This window comes from Burkholderia sp. BCC1047, from assembly GCF_902833155.1.
Lineage (GTDB): Bacteria > Pseudomonadota > Gammaproteobacteria > Burkholderiales > Burkholderiaceae > Burkholderia > Burkholderia sola.
This window is the reverse complement of record NZ_CADFEH010000037.1, coordinates 62,377-82,640: the sequence shown is the minus strand read 5'-3', so window position 1 is coordinate 82,640 and position 20,264 is coordinate 62,377. Positions and strand designations below refer to the sequence as shown.

General features: G+C 65.5%; 14 protein-coding genes. 5 read left to right on the top strand and 9 right to left on the bottom strand.

The window, feature by feature from the left end; translation table 11 throughout:
* The first annotated feature begins 100 nt into the window (after window positions 1-100).
* From HWX55_RS29575 to HWX55_RS29560, 4 genes are all read left to right on the top strand, one after another.
* On the top strand, window positions 101-715 hold the full coding sequence (locus HWX55_RS29575; RefSeq protein ID WP_244140677.1) for a flagellar biosynthetic protein FliR: 615 nt from the start codon (window positions 101-103) through the stop codon (window positions 713-715).
* The gene (locus HWX55_RS29570) at window positions 712-1,851 is read left to right on the top strand and encodes a flagellar type III secretion system protein FlhB (RefSeq protein WP_175978315.1); all 1,140 of its coding nucleotides are present in this window, start codon (window positions 712-714) and stop codon (window positions 1,849-1,851) included. The genes HWX55_RS29575 and HWX55_RS29570 overlap by 4 nt, the downstream gene beginning before the upstream one ends.
* Window positions 1,848-3,938, top strand: a complete 2,091-nt coding sequence (locus tag HWX55_RS29565) for a flagellar biosynthesis protein FlhA (protein WP_175978314.1) — start codon at window positions 1,848-1,850, stop codon at window positions 3,936-3,938. The genes HWX55_RS29570 and HWX55_RS29565 overlap by 4 nt, the downstream gene beginning before the upstream one ends.
* 449 nt (window positions 3,939-4,387) lie before the next feature.
* A complete protein-coding gene (locus HWX55_RS29560; protein WP_244140676.1) occupies window positions 4,388-4,969 on the top strand; it encodes a disulfide bond formation protein B in 582 nt (193 codons plus the stop codon).
* Window positions 4,970-5,278: 309 nt separating this feature from the next.
* Here HWX55_RS29560 and HWX55_RS29555 read toward each other — a convergent pair whose 3' ends face one another.
* The 6 genes from HWX55_RS29555 to HWX55_RS29530 all read right to left on the bottom strand — a co-directional run bounded on the left by HWX55_RS29555 (window position 5,279) and on the right by HWX55_RS29530 (window position 14,135).
* On the bottom strand, window positions 5,279-6,133 hold the full coding sequence (locus HWX55_RS29555; RefSeq protein WP_175978312.1) for a 3-hydroxybutyryl-CoA dehydrogenase: 855 nt from the start codon (window positions 6,131-6,133) through the stop codon (window positions 5,279-5,281).
* 38 nt (window positions 6,134-6,171) lie between these two features.
* Complete coding sequence (gene bktB / locus HWX55_RS29550) at window positions 6,172-7,365, bottom strand: beta-ketothiolase BktB (RefSeq protein WP_175978311.1); 1,194 nt, start codon at window positions 7,363-7,365, stop codon at window positions 6,172-6,174.
* Between the two features lie 48 nt (window positions 7,366-7,413).
* Window positions 7,414-9,087, bottom strand: coding sequence for an electron transfer flavoprotein-ubiquinone oxidoreductase (locus tag HWX55_RS29545; protein WP_175978310.1), 1,674 nt, complete (start codon window positions 9,085-9,087; stop codon window positions 7,414-7,416).
* Window positions 9,088-9,122: 35 nt separating this feature from the next.
* Window positions 9,123-10,913: an acyl-CoA dehydrogenase gene (locus HWX55_RS29540; RefSeq protein WP_175978309.1), complete on the bottom strand. Its 1,791-nt coding sequence runs from the start codon at window positions 10,911-10,913 to the stop codon at window positions 9,123-9,125.
* 422 nt (window positions 10,914-11,335) lie between these two features.
* Window positions 11,336-12,436 carry an AraC family transcriptional regulator gene (locus HWX55_RS29535; protein ID WP_175978308.1) on the bottom strand — a complete coding sequence of 367 codons (1,101 nt, stop codon included), beginning with the start codon at window positions 12,434-12,436 and terminating at the stop codon, window positions 11,336-11,338.
* Window positions 12,437-12,500: 64 nt separating this feature from the next.
* Entirely contained in the window at window positions 12,501-14,135 is a 1,635-nt protein-coding gene (locus HWX55_RS29530) for an AMP-binding protein (RefSeq protein WP_175978307.1), read from the bottom strand.
* Window positions 14,136-14,447: 312 nt separating this feature from the next.
* On the opposite strand from HWX55_RS29530, the gene HWX55_RS29525 reads away from it, so the two are divergent.
* On the top strand, window positions 14,448-15,548 hold the full coding sequence (locus HWX55_RS29525) for an AraC family transcriptional regulator (protein ID WP_175978306.1): 1,101 nt from the start codon (window positions 14,448-14,450) through the stop codon (window positions 15,546-15,548).
* Window positions 15,549-15,564: 16 nt separating this feature from the next.
* On the opposite strand, the gene HWX55_RS29520 is transcribed toward HWX55_RS29525, so the two are convergent.
* The 3 genes from HWX55_RS29520 to HWX55_RS29510 all read right to left on the bottom strand — a co-directional run bounded on the left by HWX55_RS29520 (window position 15,565) and on the right by HWX55_RS29510 (window position 20,069).
* Complete coding sequence (locus tag HWX55_RS29520; RefSeq protein WP_175978305.1) at window positions 15,565-17,097, bottom strand: HAMP domain-containing sensor histidine kinase; 1,533 nt, start codon at window positions 17,095-17,097, stop codon at window positions 15,565-15,567.
* Window positions 17,097-17,816 carry a response regulator transcription factor gene (locus tag HWX55_RS29515; protein WP_050016036.1) on the bottom strand — a complete coding sequence of 240 codons (720 nt, stop codon included), beginning with the start codon at window positions 17,814-17,816 and terminating at the stop codon, window positions 17,097-17,099. The genes HWX55_RS29520 and HWX55_RS29515 overlap by 1 nt, the downstream gene beginning before the upstream one ends.
* A 171-nt stretch (window positions 17,817-17,987) precedes the next feature.
* Window positions 17,988-20,069: a bifunctional diguanylate cyclase/phosphodiesterase gene (locus tag HWX55_RS29510; RefSeq protein WP_175978304.1), complete on the bottom strand. Its 2,082-nt coding sequence runs from the start codon at window positions 20,067-20,069 to the stop codon at window positions 17,988-17,990.
* Window positions 20,070-20,264: the final 195 nt, after the last annotated feature.

The window sequence follows — 20,264 nt, the reverse complement described above, 5'->3', positions numbered from 1 at the left end:
GTTCCCCTGCCCGTTGCCGAGCAGGTCAGTGTTCTACGTGGGTCAATATTCGATGCAAATTACTGCGTAGGGTGGGTCAGGATTCCGTGCAAATCAACACGTGATCGACCTGCTGCAGCTCGAAGGTGTGGCTGCCGTGGCCGAACAGGTCCTGATAGGCGGCCTACTCGGCTTCGTGTTCCATCTCGTGCTGGGCGCGCTACAGATTTTCGGTACCGTCGCGTCGTCGCAATTGGGCCTGTCCATGGCGCAGATCAACGACCCGATGAATGGTCAGATGGCCGACGTACTCACCAGCGTCATGTACGTGGTATTCATCCTGCTGTTCTTCGCAGTTGACGGCCACCTGATCCTGACGGCTGTCATCGCGCGCAGCTTTGCAGTCTGGCCGGTCGGTCGTTTTGCCTTCGACCTCGACGCGCTCAAGCATCTCGCATTCGCAGTAGGCTGGGTGTTCTCCGCCGCCGTAGCATTGGCGCTTCCGGTGATGTTCGCTACGCTGGTCGTACAAGTCGGCCTGGGCCTCCTCAATCGCGTAGCACCCGCACTGAATCTTTTCGCGTTGGGCTTTTCGATCACGACCATGTTCGGGCTGTTACTGCTGACGCTGCTATTGCCGTCACTGCCGGATCACTACGGTCGCATGGTGGAGCACGTTCTGGAACTCTACGATCGACTCGCGACGCGGCCCATCGGCAACGGGAGAATGCAATGAGCGAGCAACAAACCGGCGACAAGACCGAAAAGGCCACCCCGCAGAAACTGCGCAAAGCCAGAATGGAAGGCCAGGTCGCACGTTCGCGAGATATCGGCACGTGTGTGGGAATTCTGATTGCTCTCAAGCTCATCGTCGTACTAACCCCGGCGTGGCTGGTCGAACTCAAGCACATTTTCGCGCTGTCGTTTGCAGACCTTTCCGGCGACGACAGGATCGGCAATGCGGCGTCGATGCTATTTCCCGCAGCGGTGCTGCTACTGTGCAAGATGCTTGCCCCGCTGGCCGCGGTGCCCGCCGGCATCATCGTCGCGTCGTTGGTACCGGGCGGCTGGACCCTAAGCCACAAGAACGTCATGCCGAAGCTGAACCGCTTGAACCCGCTTTCCGGGCTCAAGCGCCTGGTGTCCGGCAAGCATTACGTGCAGTTCGGCACGACCGTGCTCAAGGCCCTCGTATTGATGGCCACGCTCTTCATCGTCTGCCGCTCCAACTTGAGCGGCTTCGTCCGCTTGCAAGGCGCGCCGCTCGCCGATGCACTGACCGGTGGGGCAAACCTGTTCCTGACCTCCGCGCTCACGCTGACGTGCATCATCATCGTGTTCGCACTCGTCGACATACCGGTACAACAAATCATCTTCAAGCGCGGCCAGCGCATGAGCAAGCGTGACATCAAGGATGAGATGAAGCAGTCCGAAGGAAAACCCGAAGTCAAGAGCCGCATCCGCCAAATCCAGCGCCAGCTCGCGCGCCAGGGAATCCGCAAGACCGTGCCAACCGCCGATGTGGTGGTGACGAATCCGACCCACTATGCAGTCGCACTCAAGTACGACGTAACGCGCGCACAAGCGCCGTACGTCGTAGCCAAGGGGGTCGATGAGGTTGCGCTGTTCATTCGCGACGTCGCCCGAGGGCACAACGTCGAGGTGATCGAGCTGCCGCCGCTGGCGCGTGCGATCTACCACACCAGCCAGGTCAATCAGCAAATTCCGGCGGAGCTGTATCGCGCGGTAGCGCAGGTGTTGTCCTACGTTTTACAGATCAAGGCATTCCGCAGCGGCGGACGCGACGTTTCACCATCGCTGCCCACTGGCATCACCATTCCCGAACACTTGCAAAAGTCCCAATCCCGATGAACGTGATCGACCTGCTCAAGCGCCTGAAGTTTGCTGCGCCTCTCGCCCTGTTCACCATCCTGGCGATGGTAATCCTGCCGCTTCCGCCAGCCGCGTTGGACATCATGTTCACGTTCAACATCGTGCTGTCCATCGTGGTGGTCATGGTGGCCGTGACCGTGAAGCGACCGCTGGACTTCTCGGCCTTCCCGACCATTATCCTGGCTGCCACGCTGATGCGCCTGACATTGAACGTCGCATCGACACGCGTAGTTTTGCTCAACGGCTACACGGGCCCGAGCGCAGCCGGCCAAGTGATCGAATCGTTCGCCAATGTAGTGATCGGCAGCAACTTCGTGGTCGGGCTGGTCGTGTTCGTGATCCTGATGATCATCAACTTCGTCGTGGTCACCAAGGGTGCGGAGCGCATCTCGGAAGTGTCTGCGCGTTTCACCCTCGACGCGCTGCCCGGCAAACAGATGGCCATCGACGCCGATCTGAACGCCGGTGTCATCACACAGACACAAGCCCAGCAACGCCGCAAGGACGTTACGACCGAAGCCGACTTTTACGGCGCCATGGATGGCGCCTCGAAGTTCGTGCGCGGCGACGCCATCGCCGGCATTCTGATTCTCATCACGAACATGATCGGTGGCGTGATCATCGGCGTAATCATGCACGGCTTGCCTGCAGGTGAGGCATTCCACAAGTATGCGCTGCTGGCCATCGGGGACGGCCTGGTCGCGCAAATACCCGCCCTCCTGCTGTCCGCCGCCGCCGCGGTCATCGTCACCCGCATCGACGATGCACGCGACTTCGAGGAACAGGTCGGCCAGCAATTGCTGGCTTCGCCGTTGGTGCTGTTCAGCGCCGCCGCACTGATGGCCGCGCTGGGCCTGATCCCGGGCATGCCGACATTGGTGTTTCTGTGCTTTGCAGCAGTACTCGGTTACGTCGGCTATCGGATGACGCAGCGGACTTCGCCCTCCGCCGCGGTCGAGGCGGAAGAAACCGCCCGTGTCATGCAAGCCACGCTAGCCGCGCCCGGCAACGAATCGTTCGACTGGAGCAGCCTGCCGTATGTAGACGCGCTTTCGGTATCCCTCGGCTACAAGCTGGTGGAGATGTTGGACCGCGCTCAGGGCGCGCCGCTGGTGCGCCGCCTGCATGGCACCCGACAAACCCTGTCGGAACAGCTCGGCTTCCTGCTACCGGCCATCGGCGCGCGCGACGACATGAGCCTGCCCCCCTCCAGTTACACCATCATGCTCAATGGCACCGCACTGGCTCAGGCCCAAGTGCAACCGGGAAAGCTGATGGCCATTCCGTCACCTACCGTCTACGGGGAACTGGATGGCACACCCGACATCGACCCTGCCTACGGCATGCCCGTCACGTGGATCGAGCCCGACCAGAAAGCCCATGCCCTCGGCCTCGGCTACCAGGTCGTCGATTGCGCGACGGTGATCGCCACGCATGCGGCCAAGTCAATTCGCGAAACGATTCCCGACCTGTTCAGCTACGATCACGTGACGGCCATCATCGAACGCCTGACGGCCATTGCGCCAGCGCTGGCCGATGCGCTGGGAAAATGCCTCACGCACAGTCAGTTGCGCAAGGTGTTCCGTACGTTATTGGCGGAGAACGTGTCGATCAAGGACATCGAAACCGTGTCCGCCACGCTGGTGGAGGCCGCGGAAACCACCAAGGACCCGCTACTGCTCGTGGCCGAAGTCCGCTGCGCACTGCGTCGCCAGATCGTGGCCGGACTGGGCGCCCAGCACGAGGTGCTCAAGGGCTTCAGCCTGACGGTGGAACTCGAGAACATTCTGCTGAATGCCCTAAGTCTCGCGGAGCAATCGGGCACGCGTGTGCCGCTGGACAACTTCCCGGTCGAACCGAACGTGCTCTCGCAGTTGCAGACCCATATGCCGGCGGTGGTCGAACAATTGAAACAAATGGGCGCCGCTCCGGTGCTGATCGTGGTGCCACGCATTCGCCCGATGCTCGCGCGGTACGCCAAACTGTTCTCACCTGATCTCACCGTCCTGTCGTACAACGAAGTTCCCGACAACAAGGAAGTCAGCATTGTCGGCACGCTTGGATGAAGCCCTGGGAGAGAGCCCGGCTAATGACCTATGTAATCGCCCAATCGGCGATACAGACGCTGACAGGATGAGTAGAAAACTACTTATGACGCGCGCTGATCGTAGCGGCATCTCAAGATAAGGAGAGCACAAATGCGGCATCTTCCATGATCGCTACGGCGGCCCTCCCGGCTCTTCTATTCCAACTTGTGACAGGCAACCGATTTTCAGTCGTTTGAAACAACCTCGTTACGCTGTTCGTGTTAACCACCAACTGAAGGACTCGAAATTTTTATGTTTCTTCCGTTTCTGTTGTCACTCGCGTCGTTCGTCTCAATGATATACGGCACACGTTCACGGACGACGATCTCTTTGTTCGTCGTCGCGCTGATCTCGACACTTTTCACATTCGCTCATCACGCGACAGATTCGCTCAATCTATCCCTCTAAATGACATCGCGATAATGGAAATGAAGATCCTCAGAAACGATAGCAACGACAACGCGACGACGAACAATACGCTAGATGTTCTTGCATTAATTGCGATTAGTGCAGCACTGCTCATCGCATTTTATTATCAACTTGCATTCAATGAGCTACCCTGTCCGCTTTGTTTACTGCAGCGCATCGGATTGATCCTCGCCGGGATCGGATTCGCAATGAACGTCAGATACGGTGTACGCGGCACACATTATTGCTGCGTACTCGTCAGCGCTGTCGCAACCGGCGTCATCTCAGGTCGTCAAATACTGCTACACATCTCACCTGATTCAGGAGCGTATGGTTCAGCTCTGTGGGGCTTGCATTTCTACACATGGTGCTTTATCGCGTCGGTGTTGATCATTTTGTATGTTTCCTTGCTGCTCGCCGTCCGCCGCACAAGCCATACTGTGCAACCCGCGTCGATGAGTACCAGCGGGCGAATCGCGATGGCAGTCTTCGGACTTACGATCATCGCCAATCTCGTATCGACGTTACTCGAATGCGGTGGCGGTCAATGCGCGAGCGATCCCGTCGAGTATGAACTGCTCGAACGTTTCCGCAATAATTGAGCATTCCGGAATCCAGGCAGTATTTCTATATGAAATGATGGTATGTTTGAAAAGTCAATAGCACATGCAATACGCATGCGTCGATCGACCTGCCGATCGACGTCGACGCGGTGCGGCCGCTGAAGAGGGTCGGGCCCGCGGGCGGCGGCGACTTCCTCACCCGCATCGGCGCGACCGGCGAACCGCTTGCCCGGCGTTGCACGCCGCGTGCTGTCCGAGCGGCTGCTGTAGCGCGATGCTCAAGCGCGCGCCGCACAAAACACACGGCCGCCCGAAGGCGGCCGCGCGAAACACCGTGGATGGACCGGCTTACTTGCCGTAGTCGTACACCCCACGCCCGGTCTTGCGCCCGAGCCTGCCGGCCGACACCATCTCGCGCAGCAGCGGACACGCGCGATACTTCGGGTCGCCGAAGTCCTTGAGGAACACGTCCATCACCGCGAGGCACACATCGAGGCCCACGAGGTCGGCCAGCGCGAGCGGCCCGATCGGGTGGTTCGCGCCGAGCTTCATCCCCGCGTCGATTTCCTCGGCCGACGCGATGCCTTCAGCCAGCACGAAGAACGCCTCGTTGATCATCGGCACCAGGATCCGGTTCACGACGAAGCCCGGCGAGTTGCGCACGCCGATCGGCGACTTGTCGAAACGCTCGGTCAGCGCGCGCACGGCCGACGCGGTCGCGTCGCTCGTCTGCAGCCCGCGGATGATCTCGACGAGCGGCATCAGCGGCACCGGGTTGAAGAAGTGCATGCCGAGAAAACGCGACGGATCGGCGAGCGGCGCCGCGAGCGCCGTGATCGAGATCGACGACGTGTTGGTCGCGATGATCGCGTCCGGGCGCGCGACGGCCTCGATCTGCTTCAGGATGCGGCCCTTCAGCTCGACGTTCTCGGTCGCGGCCTCGATCACGATGTCGACCGAAGCGAGCGTCGCGTAGTCGGTCGACGTCGTGATGCGCGCGAGCGCCGCATCGCGGGCGTCGGCCGCGAGCTTGTCTTTCGACACGAGCCGCTCGAGGCTGCCCTTCAGCGTGGCGAGGCCCTTGTCGAGCGCGGCGTCGCTGACGTCGATCATCACGACGTTCAGTCCTGCAACGGCGGCGGTTTGCGCAATGCCGTTGCCCATGGTTCCGGCGCCTACGACGCCGACGGTTTCGATGGCCATGACGATTCCTGTGTATTCGGATGCTGAGCGGTCGATTATCAGATGTTCTCGAAGATCGCGGCAATCCCCTGGCCACCGCCGATACACATCGTCACGAGCGCGTAACGCCCGCCGATGCGCTTCAGCTCGTACAGCGCCTTCACCGTGATCAGCGCGCCGGTCGCGCCGATCGGGTGACCGAGCGAGATGCCCGAGCCGTTCGGGTTGACCTTGGCTGGATCGAGGCCGAGCTCCTGCGTGACCGCGCACGCCTGCGCGGCGAACGCTTCGTTCGCTTCGATCACGTCGAGATCGGTGATCTTGAGACCTGCGCGTTCGAGCGCCTTCTGCGTGGCCGGCACCGGGCCGATGCCCATGTACGCCGGATCGACGCCCGCATGCGCATACGCGACGAGGCGCGCGAGCGGCTTCACGCCCTGCGCGCGTGCGGCGGCCGCGCTCATCATCAGCACGGCCGCGGCCGCATCGTTGATGCCCGATGCGTTGCCGGCCGTCACGGTGCCGTTCTCCTTCGCGAACACCGGCTTCAGCTTCGAGAAGTCGTCCGGGCCGGCGTCGTGCCGCACGTGCTCGTCGGTGTCGAACGCGACTTCGCCCTTCTTCGTGCGGATCGAGATCGGCAGGATCTGGTCCTTGAAGCGGCCTTCGGCGATCGCGCGCGCCGCGCGACGATGCGATTCGAGCGCGAGCGCATCCTGCGCGTCACGCGAGATGTCGTATTTTTTGGCGACGTTCTCGGCCGTCACGCCCATGTGGATCGTCTGGAACGGGTCGTGCAGCGCGCCGAGCATCATGTCGACGAGCTTCGCGTCACCCATGCGCTGCCCGAAGCGCGCGGCCGGCACCGTGTACGGCGCGCGGCTCATGCTCTCCGAGCCGCCGCCGATCGCGACGTCGGCATCGCCGAGCATGATCGTCTGCGCGGCCGACACGATCGCCTGCAGGCCCGAGCCGCACAGGCGGTTCACGGTCAGCGCCGGCGTGTGCTGCGCGACGCCGCCGTTGATCGCCGCGACGCGTGCGAGATACATGTCCTTCGGCTCGGTGTTCACGACGTGGCCGAACACGACGTGGCCGACCGCATCGCCCGGCACGTTCGCGCGCGACAGCACTTCGGCGACCACCTTCGCACCGAGGTCGGTCGGCGAGAAATCCTTCAGGCTGCCGCCGAAATCACCGATCGCCGTACGGACACCGCTCACCACCACGACTTCCTTCGCTGCATTGCTCATCGTCTCACTCCGGTTCGTTCGCGCCCGCGGGCGCGGGGATGCGTTGCGTTACATGTTCGGGTAGTTCGGCCCGCCGCCGCCTTCGGGCGTGACCCACACGATGTTCTGCGTCGGGTCCTTGATGTCGCAGGTCTTGCAGTGCACGCAGTTCTGCGCGTTGATCACCAAGCGATCGCCGCCGTCGTCGTTCTTCACGAACTCGTACACCGCCGCCGGGCAGAAGCGGGTCTCCGGCCCCCCGTACGTGCGCAGGTTCACGTTCACCGGCACGCTCGCATCCTTCAGCGTCAGGTGTGCCGGCTGGTTTTCCTCGTGGTTCGTGTTCGAGATGAACACCGACGACAGCCGGTCGAACGTCAGCTTGCCGTCCGGCTTCGGATACTCGATCGGCGTGCATTGCGATGCCGGCTTCAGCATTTCGTGGTCCGCATGCTTGTGATGCAGCGTCCACGGCACGTTGCCGCCCATCACCTTCTGCTCGAGCCCGACCATCAGCGTGCCGAGATACAGCCCCTTGGCCATCCACTGCTTGAAGTTGCGCGCGCGGTACAGCTCCGTGTACAGCCACGATTGCTTGAACGCATCCGGGTACGCATTGAGTTCGTCCGACTGACGGCCGGCCTGCACCGCGTCGAACGCGGCGTCGGCCGCGAGCATGCCGGTCTTGATCGCCGCATGGCTGCCCTTGATCCGCGATGCGTTCAGGAAACCCGCGTCGTCGCCGATCAGCGCGCCGCCCGGGAACACCGTCTTCGGCAGCGACAGCAGGCCGCCGGCCGTGATCGCACGCGCGCCGTACGACACGCGCTTGCCGCCTTCGAGGAACGCGCGGATCGACGGGTGCGTCTTGTAGCGCTGGAATTCCTCGAACGGCGACAGGTACGGGTTCGTGTAGCCCAGGCCCACCACGAAGCCGACCACGACCTGGTTGTTGTCCATGTGATACAGGAACGAGCCGCCGTACGTGTCGGACTTCAGCGGCCAGCCGGCCGTGTGGATCACGAGGCCCGGCTTGTGCTTCGCGGGATCGATTTCCCACAGTTCCTTGATGCCGATCCCGTACGCCTGCGGATCGGCGTTCGCGTCGAGCTTGAACGTCGAGATCAGTTGGCGGCCGAGGTGGCCGCGGCAGCCTTCGGCGAACAGCGTGTACTTCGCGTGCAATTCCATGCCGAGCTGGAAGTTCTCGGTCGGCTCGCCGTCCTTGCCCACGCCCATGTTGCCGGTGGCGACGCCCTTCACCGAGCCGTCGTCGTTGTAGAGAATCTCCGCGGCCGGGAAGCCGGGGAAGATCTCCACACCGAGCGCTTCGGCCTGCTGGCCGAGCCAGCGCGTCACGTTGCCCAGCGAAATCACGTAGTTGCCGTGATTCTTGAAGTTGTCCGGCAGCGCCCAGTTCGGCGTGGTCACCGCGCTTTTCTCGGACAGGAACAGGAAGCGGTCTTCGCTCACCTCGACGTCGAGCGGTGCGCCGCGTTCCTTCCAGTCGGGAAACAGCTCGGTGATCGCGCGCGGGTCCATCACCGCGCCCGACAGGATGTGCGCGCCGATCTCGGAACCCTTCTCGAGCACGCACACGCCGATCTCGGTGCCTTTCTCGGCGGCCAGCTGCTTGAGCCGGATCGCCGCCGACAGCCCGGCAGGGCCGCCGCCGACGATCACGACGTCGTATTCCATCGATTCGCGCGGGCCGTATTGCGCGAGCAAGTCCTGTGTGGTCAAAATCCCGTCTCCTGCTGCGTCCCGACCGTCAGCGGTCAGAACTGGTCTTCCGTCAACGCGAGCACGCTCTCGTTGCCCTTCGCGCCGACGATCGACGCTTCGAGCGCACTCGCCTGCACCAGCACGTGCTCCGCATAGCATTGCGCGATCGCGATCTTCGCGTCGAAGAACGCGACGTCGCTCGCGCGGTTCGCGTGCGCGGCCAGCAGCGCACGGGCCATCTGCCAGCCGCACAGCACGACGCCCGCGAGCTTCAGGTACGGCACGCTGCCCGCGAACACCGCGTTCGGGTCCTGCTTCGCGTTCGCGAGCACGTAGTCGACCACCGCCGACAACGCGCGCGCGCCCTTCTCCAGTTGCGCCTTCATCGATGCGGCCGCCGCACCGTCGAGCTTGCCGAGCGCCGCGACCGTGTCGCCGATCTCCGCGATCAGCGCCTTCGCGACCGCGCCGCCGTCGCGCAGCGTCTTGCGGCCGACGAGGTCGTTCGCCTGGATCGCGGTCGTGCCTTCGTAGATCGCCAGGATCCGCGCGTCGCGGTAGTACTGCGCCGCGCCGGTTTCCTCGATGAAGCCCATCCCGCCGTGCACCTGCACGCCAAGGCTCGCCACGTCGTTCACCATCTCGGTGCTCCAGCCCTTCACGACCGGCACCAGATATTCGTAGATCGCCTGATGACGCGCGCGCGTCGCCTCGTCCGAATGGCGGTGCGCAATGTCGCTGTGCGCGGCGGCCACATAGGCGAGCGCGCGCGCACCTTCGGTCAGCGCACGCATCGTGCCGAGCATCCGGCGCACGTCCGGGTGATGGATGATCGTCACCGACTGCTTCGCCGAGCCGTCCACCGGGCGGCTCTGCACGCGTTCCTTCGCGAATGCGGCGGCCTTCTGGTATGCGCGGTCGGCCACGCCGATCCCCTGCATCCCGACGCCGAAGCGCGCCGCGTTCATCATGATGAACATGTATTCGAGGCCGCGATTCTCTTCGCCGACCAGGTAACCGATCGCGCCGCCGTGATCGCCGTATTGCAGCACCGCGGTCGGGCTCGCCTTGATCCCGAGCTTGTGCTCGATCGACACGCAGTGCACGTCGTTGCGCGCGCCGAGCGAGCCGTCGTCGTTGACCAGGAACTTCGGCACGATGAACAGCGAAATGCCCTTCACGCCTTCCGGCGCGTTCGGCGTGCGCGCCAGCACCAGATGGACGATGTTGTCCGCCATGTCGTGCTCGCCCCACGTGATGAAGATCTTCGTGCCGAACACCTTGTACGTGCCGTCGCCCTGCGGCTCCGCGCGCGAGCGCACCAGCGCGAGATCCGACCCGGCTTGCGGCTCGGTCAGGTTCATCGTGCCGGTCCATTCGCCCGAGATCAGCTTCGGCACGTAGCGCTGCTTCTGCTCGTCGGTGCCGGCCGTCAGCAGCGCCTCGATCGCGCCGTCGGTGAGCAGCGGACACAGCGCGAACGACAGGTTCGATGCGTTCAGCATCTCGATGCACGGCGTCGCGATCAGCTTCGGCAGGCCCTGGCCGTCGTATTCGGTCGGATGCTGCAGCCCTTGCCAGCCGCCTTCGACGAACTGGCGGAACGCTGCGCCGAAGCCCGGCGTCGCGGTCACGACGCCGTCCTTCCAACTGCTCGGGTTGCGGTCGCCTTCGACGTTCAGCGGCGCCAGCACCTCGCCGCAGAATTTCGCGGATTCGTCGAGCACGGCCTGCGCCGTGTCGACACCCGCATCCTCGAAGCCCGGCAACTGCGCAACGGTGTCGATGCCCGCGAGTTCCTTCAGCACGAACAGCATGTCCTTGACGGGGGCGTTATAGCTCATGGTCGATGTTCCATTCAGGCGGTGAATAGGGGCGCCACGGGGGCCGGTACGGCAAAACCGGCCAGCGCCGGGCGACGCGATGGGCCATCCTAACGCCGGAGATTCCGATTCCCATTGTCATATCCTGCCCACATGGTGACAAAACCGGCCACGGCGCACGCCGTCCGCGGCCCTTGCGCTCGGCGGTGAAGCCCGTCGGGCGGGCGTCGGCGCCCGGTCCGGGCGTATCGACAATCGCGGTAACGCGCGCCAAAAAACGGCCGGGCGCACATGCGTCTCCCCGGCTCGAAGCGGAAAAGGGAGCCGGTTATGGGAGTGTCCTCTGAAAAATCGGCCGTGAATACCGCAAAGGAGCCGGTTATGGGATTCGATCCGCGACCCCGCGAATCAGCGACACCCGGCCCGGCCCCCGGCGCCCCGCGTCACGCGCGGCGCCGATACGTCCCCGGCGTGCTGCCGGTCCAGTGCCGGAACGCGCGATGAAACGCGCTCGGGTCGTCGAAGCCGATATCGGCGCCGATCGCCGCAATCGTGTCGGGCGTATCGGTCAGCCGCTGGATCGCGATATCGCGCCGCAGCTCGTCCTTCAGCACCTGGAACGTCGTCCCTTCGGCGGCCAGATGACGGCTCAGCGTGCGCACCGAGCAATGCAGGTGCTCGGCCGCCTGATCGATCACGGGCAGATCCGGCAGCGCCGCCGACAGGTATTGCCGCACCCGGTGGCACACGAGCTGTTCGCTGAACGATTCGAAGATCCAGTCGCCGGGCGCGCGCGCGAGGAACTTGCGCAGGTTGCGTTTGCTCTGCCGGATCGGCGCGTCGAGGTAATCGGCGCTGAAGCGCATCAGCGTGCGCGCGCAGTCGAACTGCACGGCGCCGGTGAAGAAGTACAGGTGATCGACCGCATGGCGCGGCCGCGGGCACGCGAACTCGATCTGCAGCAGCGGAATCTTCTGCCCGATCAGCCAGGAGCACACGCCGTGCACGAGCTTGAGCATCAGCTCCTGGCCGAGCGCGCCGATCGGCCCGATGGCGTCGTTCGGGCGCAGCAGCACCTGCGCGACCAGTTCGTCGCGCTTCGATTCGACGAAGAAATCGTCGAGCAGGATATGGAAGAATTGCCCGAAACGATGCAGCGCCGTTTCGAGGTTGCGCGCATCGAGCAGGCTCAGGCACAGGTACTTCAGCGTGCCGCCGCGCAACGGGCGCGAGAAGATGCCGGGCATCTCGTCGTCGAGGTCGATCGCGAGCGTGCGGTACAGCGTCGAGAACTGTTCCTCCGTCACGCGCGCGTGCGGCTCGCCGAGCAGTTCGATCGGAATGCCGGCGCCGCACAGGTAGCGCTCGAGCACATCGCGCGGCACGCCCGCGCTCGCGAGAAAACCGTTGACGAGCGAGATCGGCACCGTCGCGCTCGGCGACGGCAGCGCACGCCCGGGCCGGGCGGAAAGTGAATCTGAGCCGGTCATCGCGTCCCCGTCGATCGAACCGACCGCATTGTACTTGAGCGGCCCGCGCGCCACCTTCGGGGCTTTCCGCGCACCGCGCCACGCAGTCGCGGCCGCGCGGCGGGTCGCGGCGCCGTCATCAGTCGGTGCGGCTGAGTTCCCGGCGCAGGATCTTGCCGACCGTCGACTTCGGCAGCCGGTCGACGAAGCGCACGAGCTTCGGCACCTTGTACGCGGCCAGACTCGCGCGGCAATGTGCGACGAGATGCTGTTCGGTCACGTCGGCGTCCGGCGCCAGCACCACGAACAGCTTGACGGCCTCGCCCGTACGCGGGTCCGGCACGCCGATGCACGCGCATTCGGCGACGCCCGGCAGCGCGGTCGCGACCGCCTCCACCTCGTTCGGGTACACGTTGAAGCCCGACACGATAATCATGTCCTTCTTGCGGTCGACGATCCGCAGGAAGCCGGCCGCGTCGAACACGCCGACGTCGCCGGTGCGGAAATAGCCGTCCGCGGTGAACGCGACCGCGTTCGCGTCCGGCTTCTGCCAGTAGCCGCTCATCACCTGCGGCCCCTTCACGCAGATCTCGCCCGCTTCGCCGATCGCCACCTCGCGATCCTGGTCGTCGAGCAGCTTCACGTCGGTCGACGGCAGCGGCAGGCCCGTGGTGCCCGTGAACCGGTCGATCGACTGCGGGTTGAACGACACGACCGGCGACGTCTCCGACAGCCCGTAGCCTTCGCGGATGAAATTGCCCGTCACCGCCTTCCAGCGCGACGAGATCACGTCGATCACCGCCGCGCCGCCGCCGGCCGACAGCTTCAGCCGCGACCAGTCGACCTCCTTCAGCCGCGGATGGCCGGCGAGCCCCGCGTACAGCGTGTTCACGCCGACGAACACCGTCGGCCGCGCGGCCTTCAGCACGTCGACGAACCCGTCCATGTCGCGCGGGTTCGCGACGAGCCAGTTCTGCGCGCCGATCGCGAAGTAGGACAGGAAGTTCACCGTCAGCGCGAAGATGTGATACAGCGGGATCGCGGTGACGATGACCTCTTCGCCCGGCTGGCGCGCATCCGGCACGATCGCCGCGAACTGCGCGACGTTCGCGACGAGGTTGCGATGCGATAGCGCCGCGCCCTTCGACAAGCCGGTCGTGCCGCCCGTGTATTGCAGCAGCAACAGGTCCGCGCCGCTCAGCGCAACCGGCTCGCAGGAGAGCGACGCGCCGGCGGCGATGGCTTGCGCGAGCGCGGTCGAACCGGGCGGCAGCGCGTCGCACGTTCCGGCCGGCGCATCGACGACGCCGAGATCGTCGCGCCCCACGCTCAGCACGGTGCGCACGCGCGTGCCGCCGACCACGTCCGCGAACGTACCCATCGACCCACCGCAGACGATCGCCACCTCGACCCCCGCGTCGTTGAGCTGATGCTCGAGCTCGCGCGCGGTGTAGTGCGGATTCACGTTGACCTGGACCGCGCCGATCTTCGCGACGGCGACGAACACGACCGGAAACGCGAGCACGTTGGGCAGCATCACGGCCACGCGGTCGCCCTTGCGCACGCCGACGACCTGCTGCAGATACGCGGCCAGCGCGCTCGACAGGCGCTCGACGTCGGCATAGGTGAGCGTGCGGCCGAACGCATGGAACGCCGGACGGTCGGCGAAGCGGCGCATCGCGTCGTCCAGCAGCGCGCTGACGGAGGGATGGCGATCGGCGTCGATCTCGGCGGGGATCGGGCCATACGACCCGGTCCAGTGTCTGTTCGTCATGTCTCACTCCTCTGGGGACGGCACGCCAGCCTGCGTGCCGTTCGCACGGCGGCCTGCACGCCGGAAGGACGCGGGCCGCCGCCTGATCGGCGACTATCGCGCGCACGACGCGCTTTGCAAATGATCCGGGCGGCCGAAAACATGATCGAAACGGACAGGCGAAGCGCATGCCTGCGCAACATCGCACGGCGAACACCTGTCCGCCCGGGCAGGGCCGTCGGTGCATCAGGGTGAACCCTGTGGCGAATGGGACCGTTCCCGAGCAGAATTGCGTGCCGTCAACGATATCGATTCGGACGCAGGATCCCCGTCATGCCGCGCAGTGCGCTCTCGAAACCGCCCCATGCCCAGCCTACCGGGCTGCCGGACGCCGCCGCCGCCCACGCGTTGCGCGAGCAGCGCTTCACGCCGGCCAAGCTGGCCGTGCTCGTCGACGTGGCCGCGCAAGCCGGCCTCGACCCGGCGACGGTGCTCGCCGGCACCGGCCTCGCACCGGCCGACGTCGCGGACCCGTTCACGCTCACGTCGCCGCTGCAGTTCCTGACGGCCGCGCGCAATGCGGTCGGCCGGTACGACGGCACCGACCTCGGCGTACGCGTCGGCCGCCTGCTGCGCGCGTCGAGCTACGGCATGTACGGCTACGCGATGCTGTGCTCGGAATCGCTCGCGCGCGCGTTCGATTCGGCCGTCAAATATCACCGGCTCGCGAACGGCATGCTGCCGATCCGCTGGGTCGAACAGGGCGACACCGCATCGTGGCTGTTTCCGGACCGTCACGAAGTCGCGCTGCCCGATCTCGACGAGCCGGTGTACCGTTTCCTGATCGACATGCAGTTCGCGCTGCACGTGACGATCATCAAGGACGTGATGGGTGCGTGGTGCGTGCCCGCGCGCGCGCAGTTCGCGCGGCCGCGGCCGCCGCACGGGGCGCTGCTGGCCGACGCGCTCGAATGCCCGATCGCGTTCGACCAGCCGCATCACGTACTCAGCTATCCGGCGGCATGGCTCGCGCGCGCGCCGCAGCTCGCGAACCCGATCACCGCCGCGCAGGTGTCGTCGCACTGCGCGCAGTTGCTCGACGCATTGCGCAGCCAGTCGGGCATCACGCGACGCGTGTACGAGGAGCTCACCCGCACGCCGGGACAATTCCCGGACATCGACGCGATCGCCGAGACCCTGTGCATGACGTCGCGCACGCTGCGCCGCAAGCTCGAAGCCGAAGGCACGTCGTACAGCGAACTGCTGACGAGCGTGCGCAAGGCGCTCGCGATCGACTATCTCGGCACGACCACGCTCAGCACCGAGGACATCGCGCTGACGCTCGGCTTCAGCGATGCAGTGGGATTCCGCCACGCGTTCAAGCGCTGGACCGGCACGACGCCGAGCGACGTGCGGCGCAAGCGCGGCAAGTAGCGCGGGCCGACCGCGGTCAGCGCGTACCGTCGCCCGCCGCCGGCGACGCGACCGCCAGCGCGAACTCGAACACCGCACCGCGCCCGGCCCGGTCGACGAGCCGGATGCCGCTACCGTTGAGCGCGAGCATCCGGTGCACGATCAACAGGCCGAGCCCGCCGCTCGTCGCCGTGCCGCCGCTCATCGGCCGCTGCGGCCGCTGGAACAGCCCTTCGCGCCGTGCGGCCGGAATCCCTTCCCCGGTATCCGACACGGTCACGATCACGCGATCGCCGTGCGTCTCCAGCGCGATCTCGACCTCGCCGTGCGCAGGCGTGTGCCGCAGCGCGTTGTCGAGCAGGTTGGTCAGCACGCGCTCGATCATCCCGAGATCGGCCGATACGACCGGCACGCGCGGCGGAATCCGCGCATGCAGCGCGACGCCGCGCGATTGCGCGGCCAGCTCGAATTTCTGGAACACGTCCTGCACGAGATCGACGAGCGAGAACGGCTCGCGCTCGGCCTGCACGCCGCCCGATTCGAGCCGCGCGAGTTCGAACAGCGCCTGCGCGAGCCGCCCGACCTTCGCGCTCTGCGCGAGCGCGATCGACAGGTAGCGGCGCCGCTCGGGCTCGGGCAGCGTGTCGGCCTTCAGCGACAGCGTCTCCAGATAGCCGTGCAGCGACGTGAGCGGCGTGCGCAGGTCGTGCGAGATGTTCGTGATCAGTTCGCGCCGCTGCTGGTCCTGGCGCGTCAGCGCGCGCCACTGGTCGCCGATCCGGTCGGCCATCTGCGCGAACGCGGATTCGAGCACCGCGATATCGTCGCCGCCGCGGCCCGGCGGCAAGTGCAGCACCGGCGGCGACGTGTCGGGCGTGTTGAGCGTGTCAGCCCCGCCCGGCGCGCGGGGCGCACCGTTCGCGTCGAAGTCGCGCATCGCGGCCGTCAGCCGGCGCAGCGGGCGCGTGATGAAGCCGAATGCGACGAGGCCCGCGAGCAGGCCGAGCAGCGCGACGATCGCCATCGACCACAGCGTCGTGCGCAGCACGTTGCCGGCGTCGACGCGCGCGGCGAGCCGGTCATGCGCCTCGCCGAGCAGCACCACGTAGATGTAGCCGGACGGCGGCTGCCCCGCGCGCTGCAGCGGCGCGGCGCTGAACACCTTGCGCGCGTCCGGGCTGCGCGGATCGTCGCCGAGGATCGGCAGCGGCTCGCCCGCGATGAAGCGCTGCACGGGCGCGAGATCGACGCGGTCGCGCTTCACGTGGCCGGGCGGCGCGTCGTCGCCCTTGATGCGCCCCGCGTTGTCGAGCAGGTACACCTCGACGCTCGGGTTCACGCCCATCAACTGGCCGAACAGCGTGCGCACGGCGTCGGGGCGCAGCCCGTTCGCGTCCATCAGCGGCGCGCTGTTGGCGATGTTGGCGGCCAGGTCGCGCGACAGCGCCTGCACGACTTCCTTCTCGCGCATGTCGTTCGCGCGGATCTGCAGCCACGCCGACGCGCCCGAGCACGCGAGCAGCAGGATCGAGAACACGAGCGACAGCCGCCGGGTGAGCGTGAGCTTCATCATGCGTCCCGCTGGCCCGGCGCGGCGAGCTTGTAACCGCGCCCCCACACGGTGAGGATCCGCACGGGCTCGGCCGGATCGGCCTCGATCTTCGCGCGCAGGCGGTTGATGTGGGTGTTGACCGTGTGTTCGTAGCCTTCGTGCTGGTAGCCCCACACGGCGTTCAGCAGGTCCATCCGCGAGAACACCTTGCCCGGGTGCCGCGCGAAGAAATACAGCAGGTCGAATTCGCGCGGCGTGAGGTCGATGCGGGCGCCGTCGACGCTCGCCTCGCGTGCGATCGGGTCGATCGCGAGCCCCGCGACGTCGAGCGTGCCCGCGTCGATCCGCGAATCGCGCGCGAGCGCATCGACGCGCCGCAGCAGCGCCTTCACGCGCGCGACGAGTTCGAGCACCGAGAACGGCTTCGCGAGGTAGTCGTCGGCGCCGAGTTCGAGGCCGAGGATCCGGTGCACCTCGCTCGACCGCGCGCTCGTGATGATGATCGGCGTATAGCGCGTCATCGCGCGCGCGCGCCGGCAGATCTCGAGGCCGTCGACGCCCGGCAGCATCAGGTCGAGGATCAGCGCGTCCCAGTTGCCCTGTTCGAGCAGGCGCAGCCCTTCGGCGCCGTCCGCGCTGTGCACGACCTCGTAGCGCTCGTCGCGCAGGTGCAGGCTCAGCACGTCGGCGATGTCGGCATCGTCCTCGACGATCAGGATGCGTTTCGGTTGGTCCATGGCGGTGGGCGGCGGTGCGTCGGAGCGGGGCTCGGTCACGGTTGTCGGGCGGCGATCAGGGCCGGCGCGAAGCGCGGCGGAAGGACGCGCTGCCGTCATTGTGCAAAATTTTGCGGCGGCGAGGGGTCACATTTCGTTTAAGTTTGGATCCCGACGCGTTCCGATTCAGGATCACATGCTCTCGATCCCCGTGCGTTGCGCGGTCACTTCGACGAAGTGATCCGCCGGCATCGGACGCCCGAGCAAGAAGCCCTGCAGCGAATTGCAGCCGAGCCGGGTCAGGAACTGCTGCTGCGCGGTCGTTTCAACGCCCTCCGCGACGATCTTCAGGTCGAGTGCCCGACCGAGCGCGACGATCGCGGAAATGATCGCGGCATCTTCGGTATCGTGTTCGAGATCCCGGATGAATCCCCGGTCGATCTTGAGCTCGCTGGCCGGCAAGCGCTTGAGATACAGCAAGCTCGAATAACCCGTTCCGAAGTCGTCGATCGAAATTCGCACCCCCATGTCGTGCAGCTGCTGCAGGATTCTCAAGCTGGCGTCCGCATCGCGCATCGCGGTCGATTCGGTGATCTCCAGCGTCAGGCAGTGCGGCTCCAGCGCGTGCCGCTGCAATGCGGCCTCCACGACCCGGATCAGGCTCGCGTGACCGAACTGCAACGGCGACAGATTCACGGCCATCGTCCAGTCGGTTCGGCCCGCATCGCGCCACGCGCGCATCTGCCGGCACGCCTCGTCCAGTACCCATTCGCCAATCGGCACGATCAATCCGGTCTTTTCCGCAATCGAGATGAACTGATCGGGCGAAACGAGGCCGCGCGTCGGGTGCTTCCATCGCAGCAGCGCCTCGACGCCGACGATCGGTCCATCGGGCACTTCGAACTTCGGCTGGTAATGCAGGACCAGTTCATGCCGCTCCAGCGCCAGACGGAGTTCCTGCACGATTTTCAAGTGCTCGCGGACGTTCGCGTTCATCGATGCCTCGAAGAAGCAGTACGCGTTTCGGCCAAGCGCCTTGGCGTGATACATCGCCGCATCGGCATTGGTCATCAGCTCGCGGAAATCGCTGCCGTTGCCGGGATAGAGCGCGATACCGATGCTGGCCGACACGCGCAATTCGTGTTCGGACACGTGGAACGGCGCCCGAATCACCGCCAATACCTTGTCCGCCACGTCGGCCGCGTCGGCGGGCTCGTTCACGGCCACGACGAGCACGAACTCGTCGCCACCCAGACGGGCAATCGTGTCCTGCGAGCGCAGGTTCGCGCCGATGCGCCGGGCCACGTCGACCAGCAACAGATCGCCGACATGATGACCATAGGCGTCGTTGACGGCCTTGAATCCGTCGAGGTCCATGAACATCAGCGCGAAACACCCGTGCTCGCGGTCGGTGCTCTGGATCGCCTGATCGATCCGGTCTTCGAGCAGCACGCGGTTGGGGAGCTTGGTGAGGGTGTCGTGCAGCGCCAGATACGTCAGCTCCTGGTTCGCTTCGGCCAGCGACGTCGCGAGTACCGCCGTGCGGGATTCCAGACGCAGGTCGAGGATGGAAACGATCAGCGCGATGGCGAGTATCGCCAGCGTGGCCACGACGATGACGAGCGCAAGCCCGCCGGGATCCATGCTGGAGCCGGCGGCCCCGCAGATGCTGCCCAACGGGAACCGGGCGGCCGCCATTCCCGTATAGTGCATGCCGGCGATGGCGGCGCCCATCAGGACCGCCGCCCCCAGATTGAGCAGGCGCACGCGAGACGAACCGGTTCGCCGAATGAATGCGATCCACAGCACGGCGCCCGATGCGACGACGGCAATCGCGACCGACAGGCAGACGAGCAACGGGTCGTACCGGATGCCCGGCGACATGTGCATCGACGCCATGCCCGTGTAATGCATGCCCGCTACGCCAGCCCCCATCAACATCGCGCCGCCGCCGAGCCGGTGCCACCTGAGCGTGCCCCGACAGACGAGCCACAGCGCAACCGTGGAGCAGCCGATGGCGATCAGCAACGAAAGCACCGTCATGGCCGGATCGTATCCCAGCGGAATCGGCAACGCGAAGGCCAGCATGCCGACGAAATGCATCGACCAGATGCCCGCCCCCATCACGCTGGCCGCGCCTACCAGCCACCCATGTGCGGCGCGGCCGCTGGCCGTCTTGATACGCCCGGCCATGTCCAGCACGGTGTAGGACGCCAGGATGGCGATCAGGAGCGAAAGAAGAACGAGCAACGCGTTATAACTTGTCGGCAGCATTGTTATTTACAGATCGCTTTCGATTTGGCGTAACGAATCCCCCGGCCAGCCGGGGGCTTCGCGGATTCGCGGGAAAGTTGGGCACGAACGGAAAGCGGTGTCCGAAGGAATGGACCGGTGGTGTGACGCGTCAGGCGATTCCGACGACTACCGCTTGCAGCGGCGGATCATAAACGCGCCCTCCCGTTCAGGGAA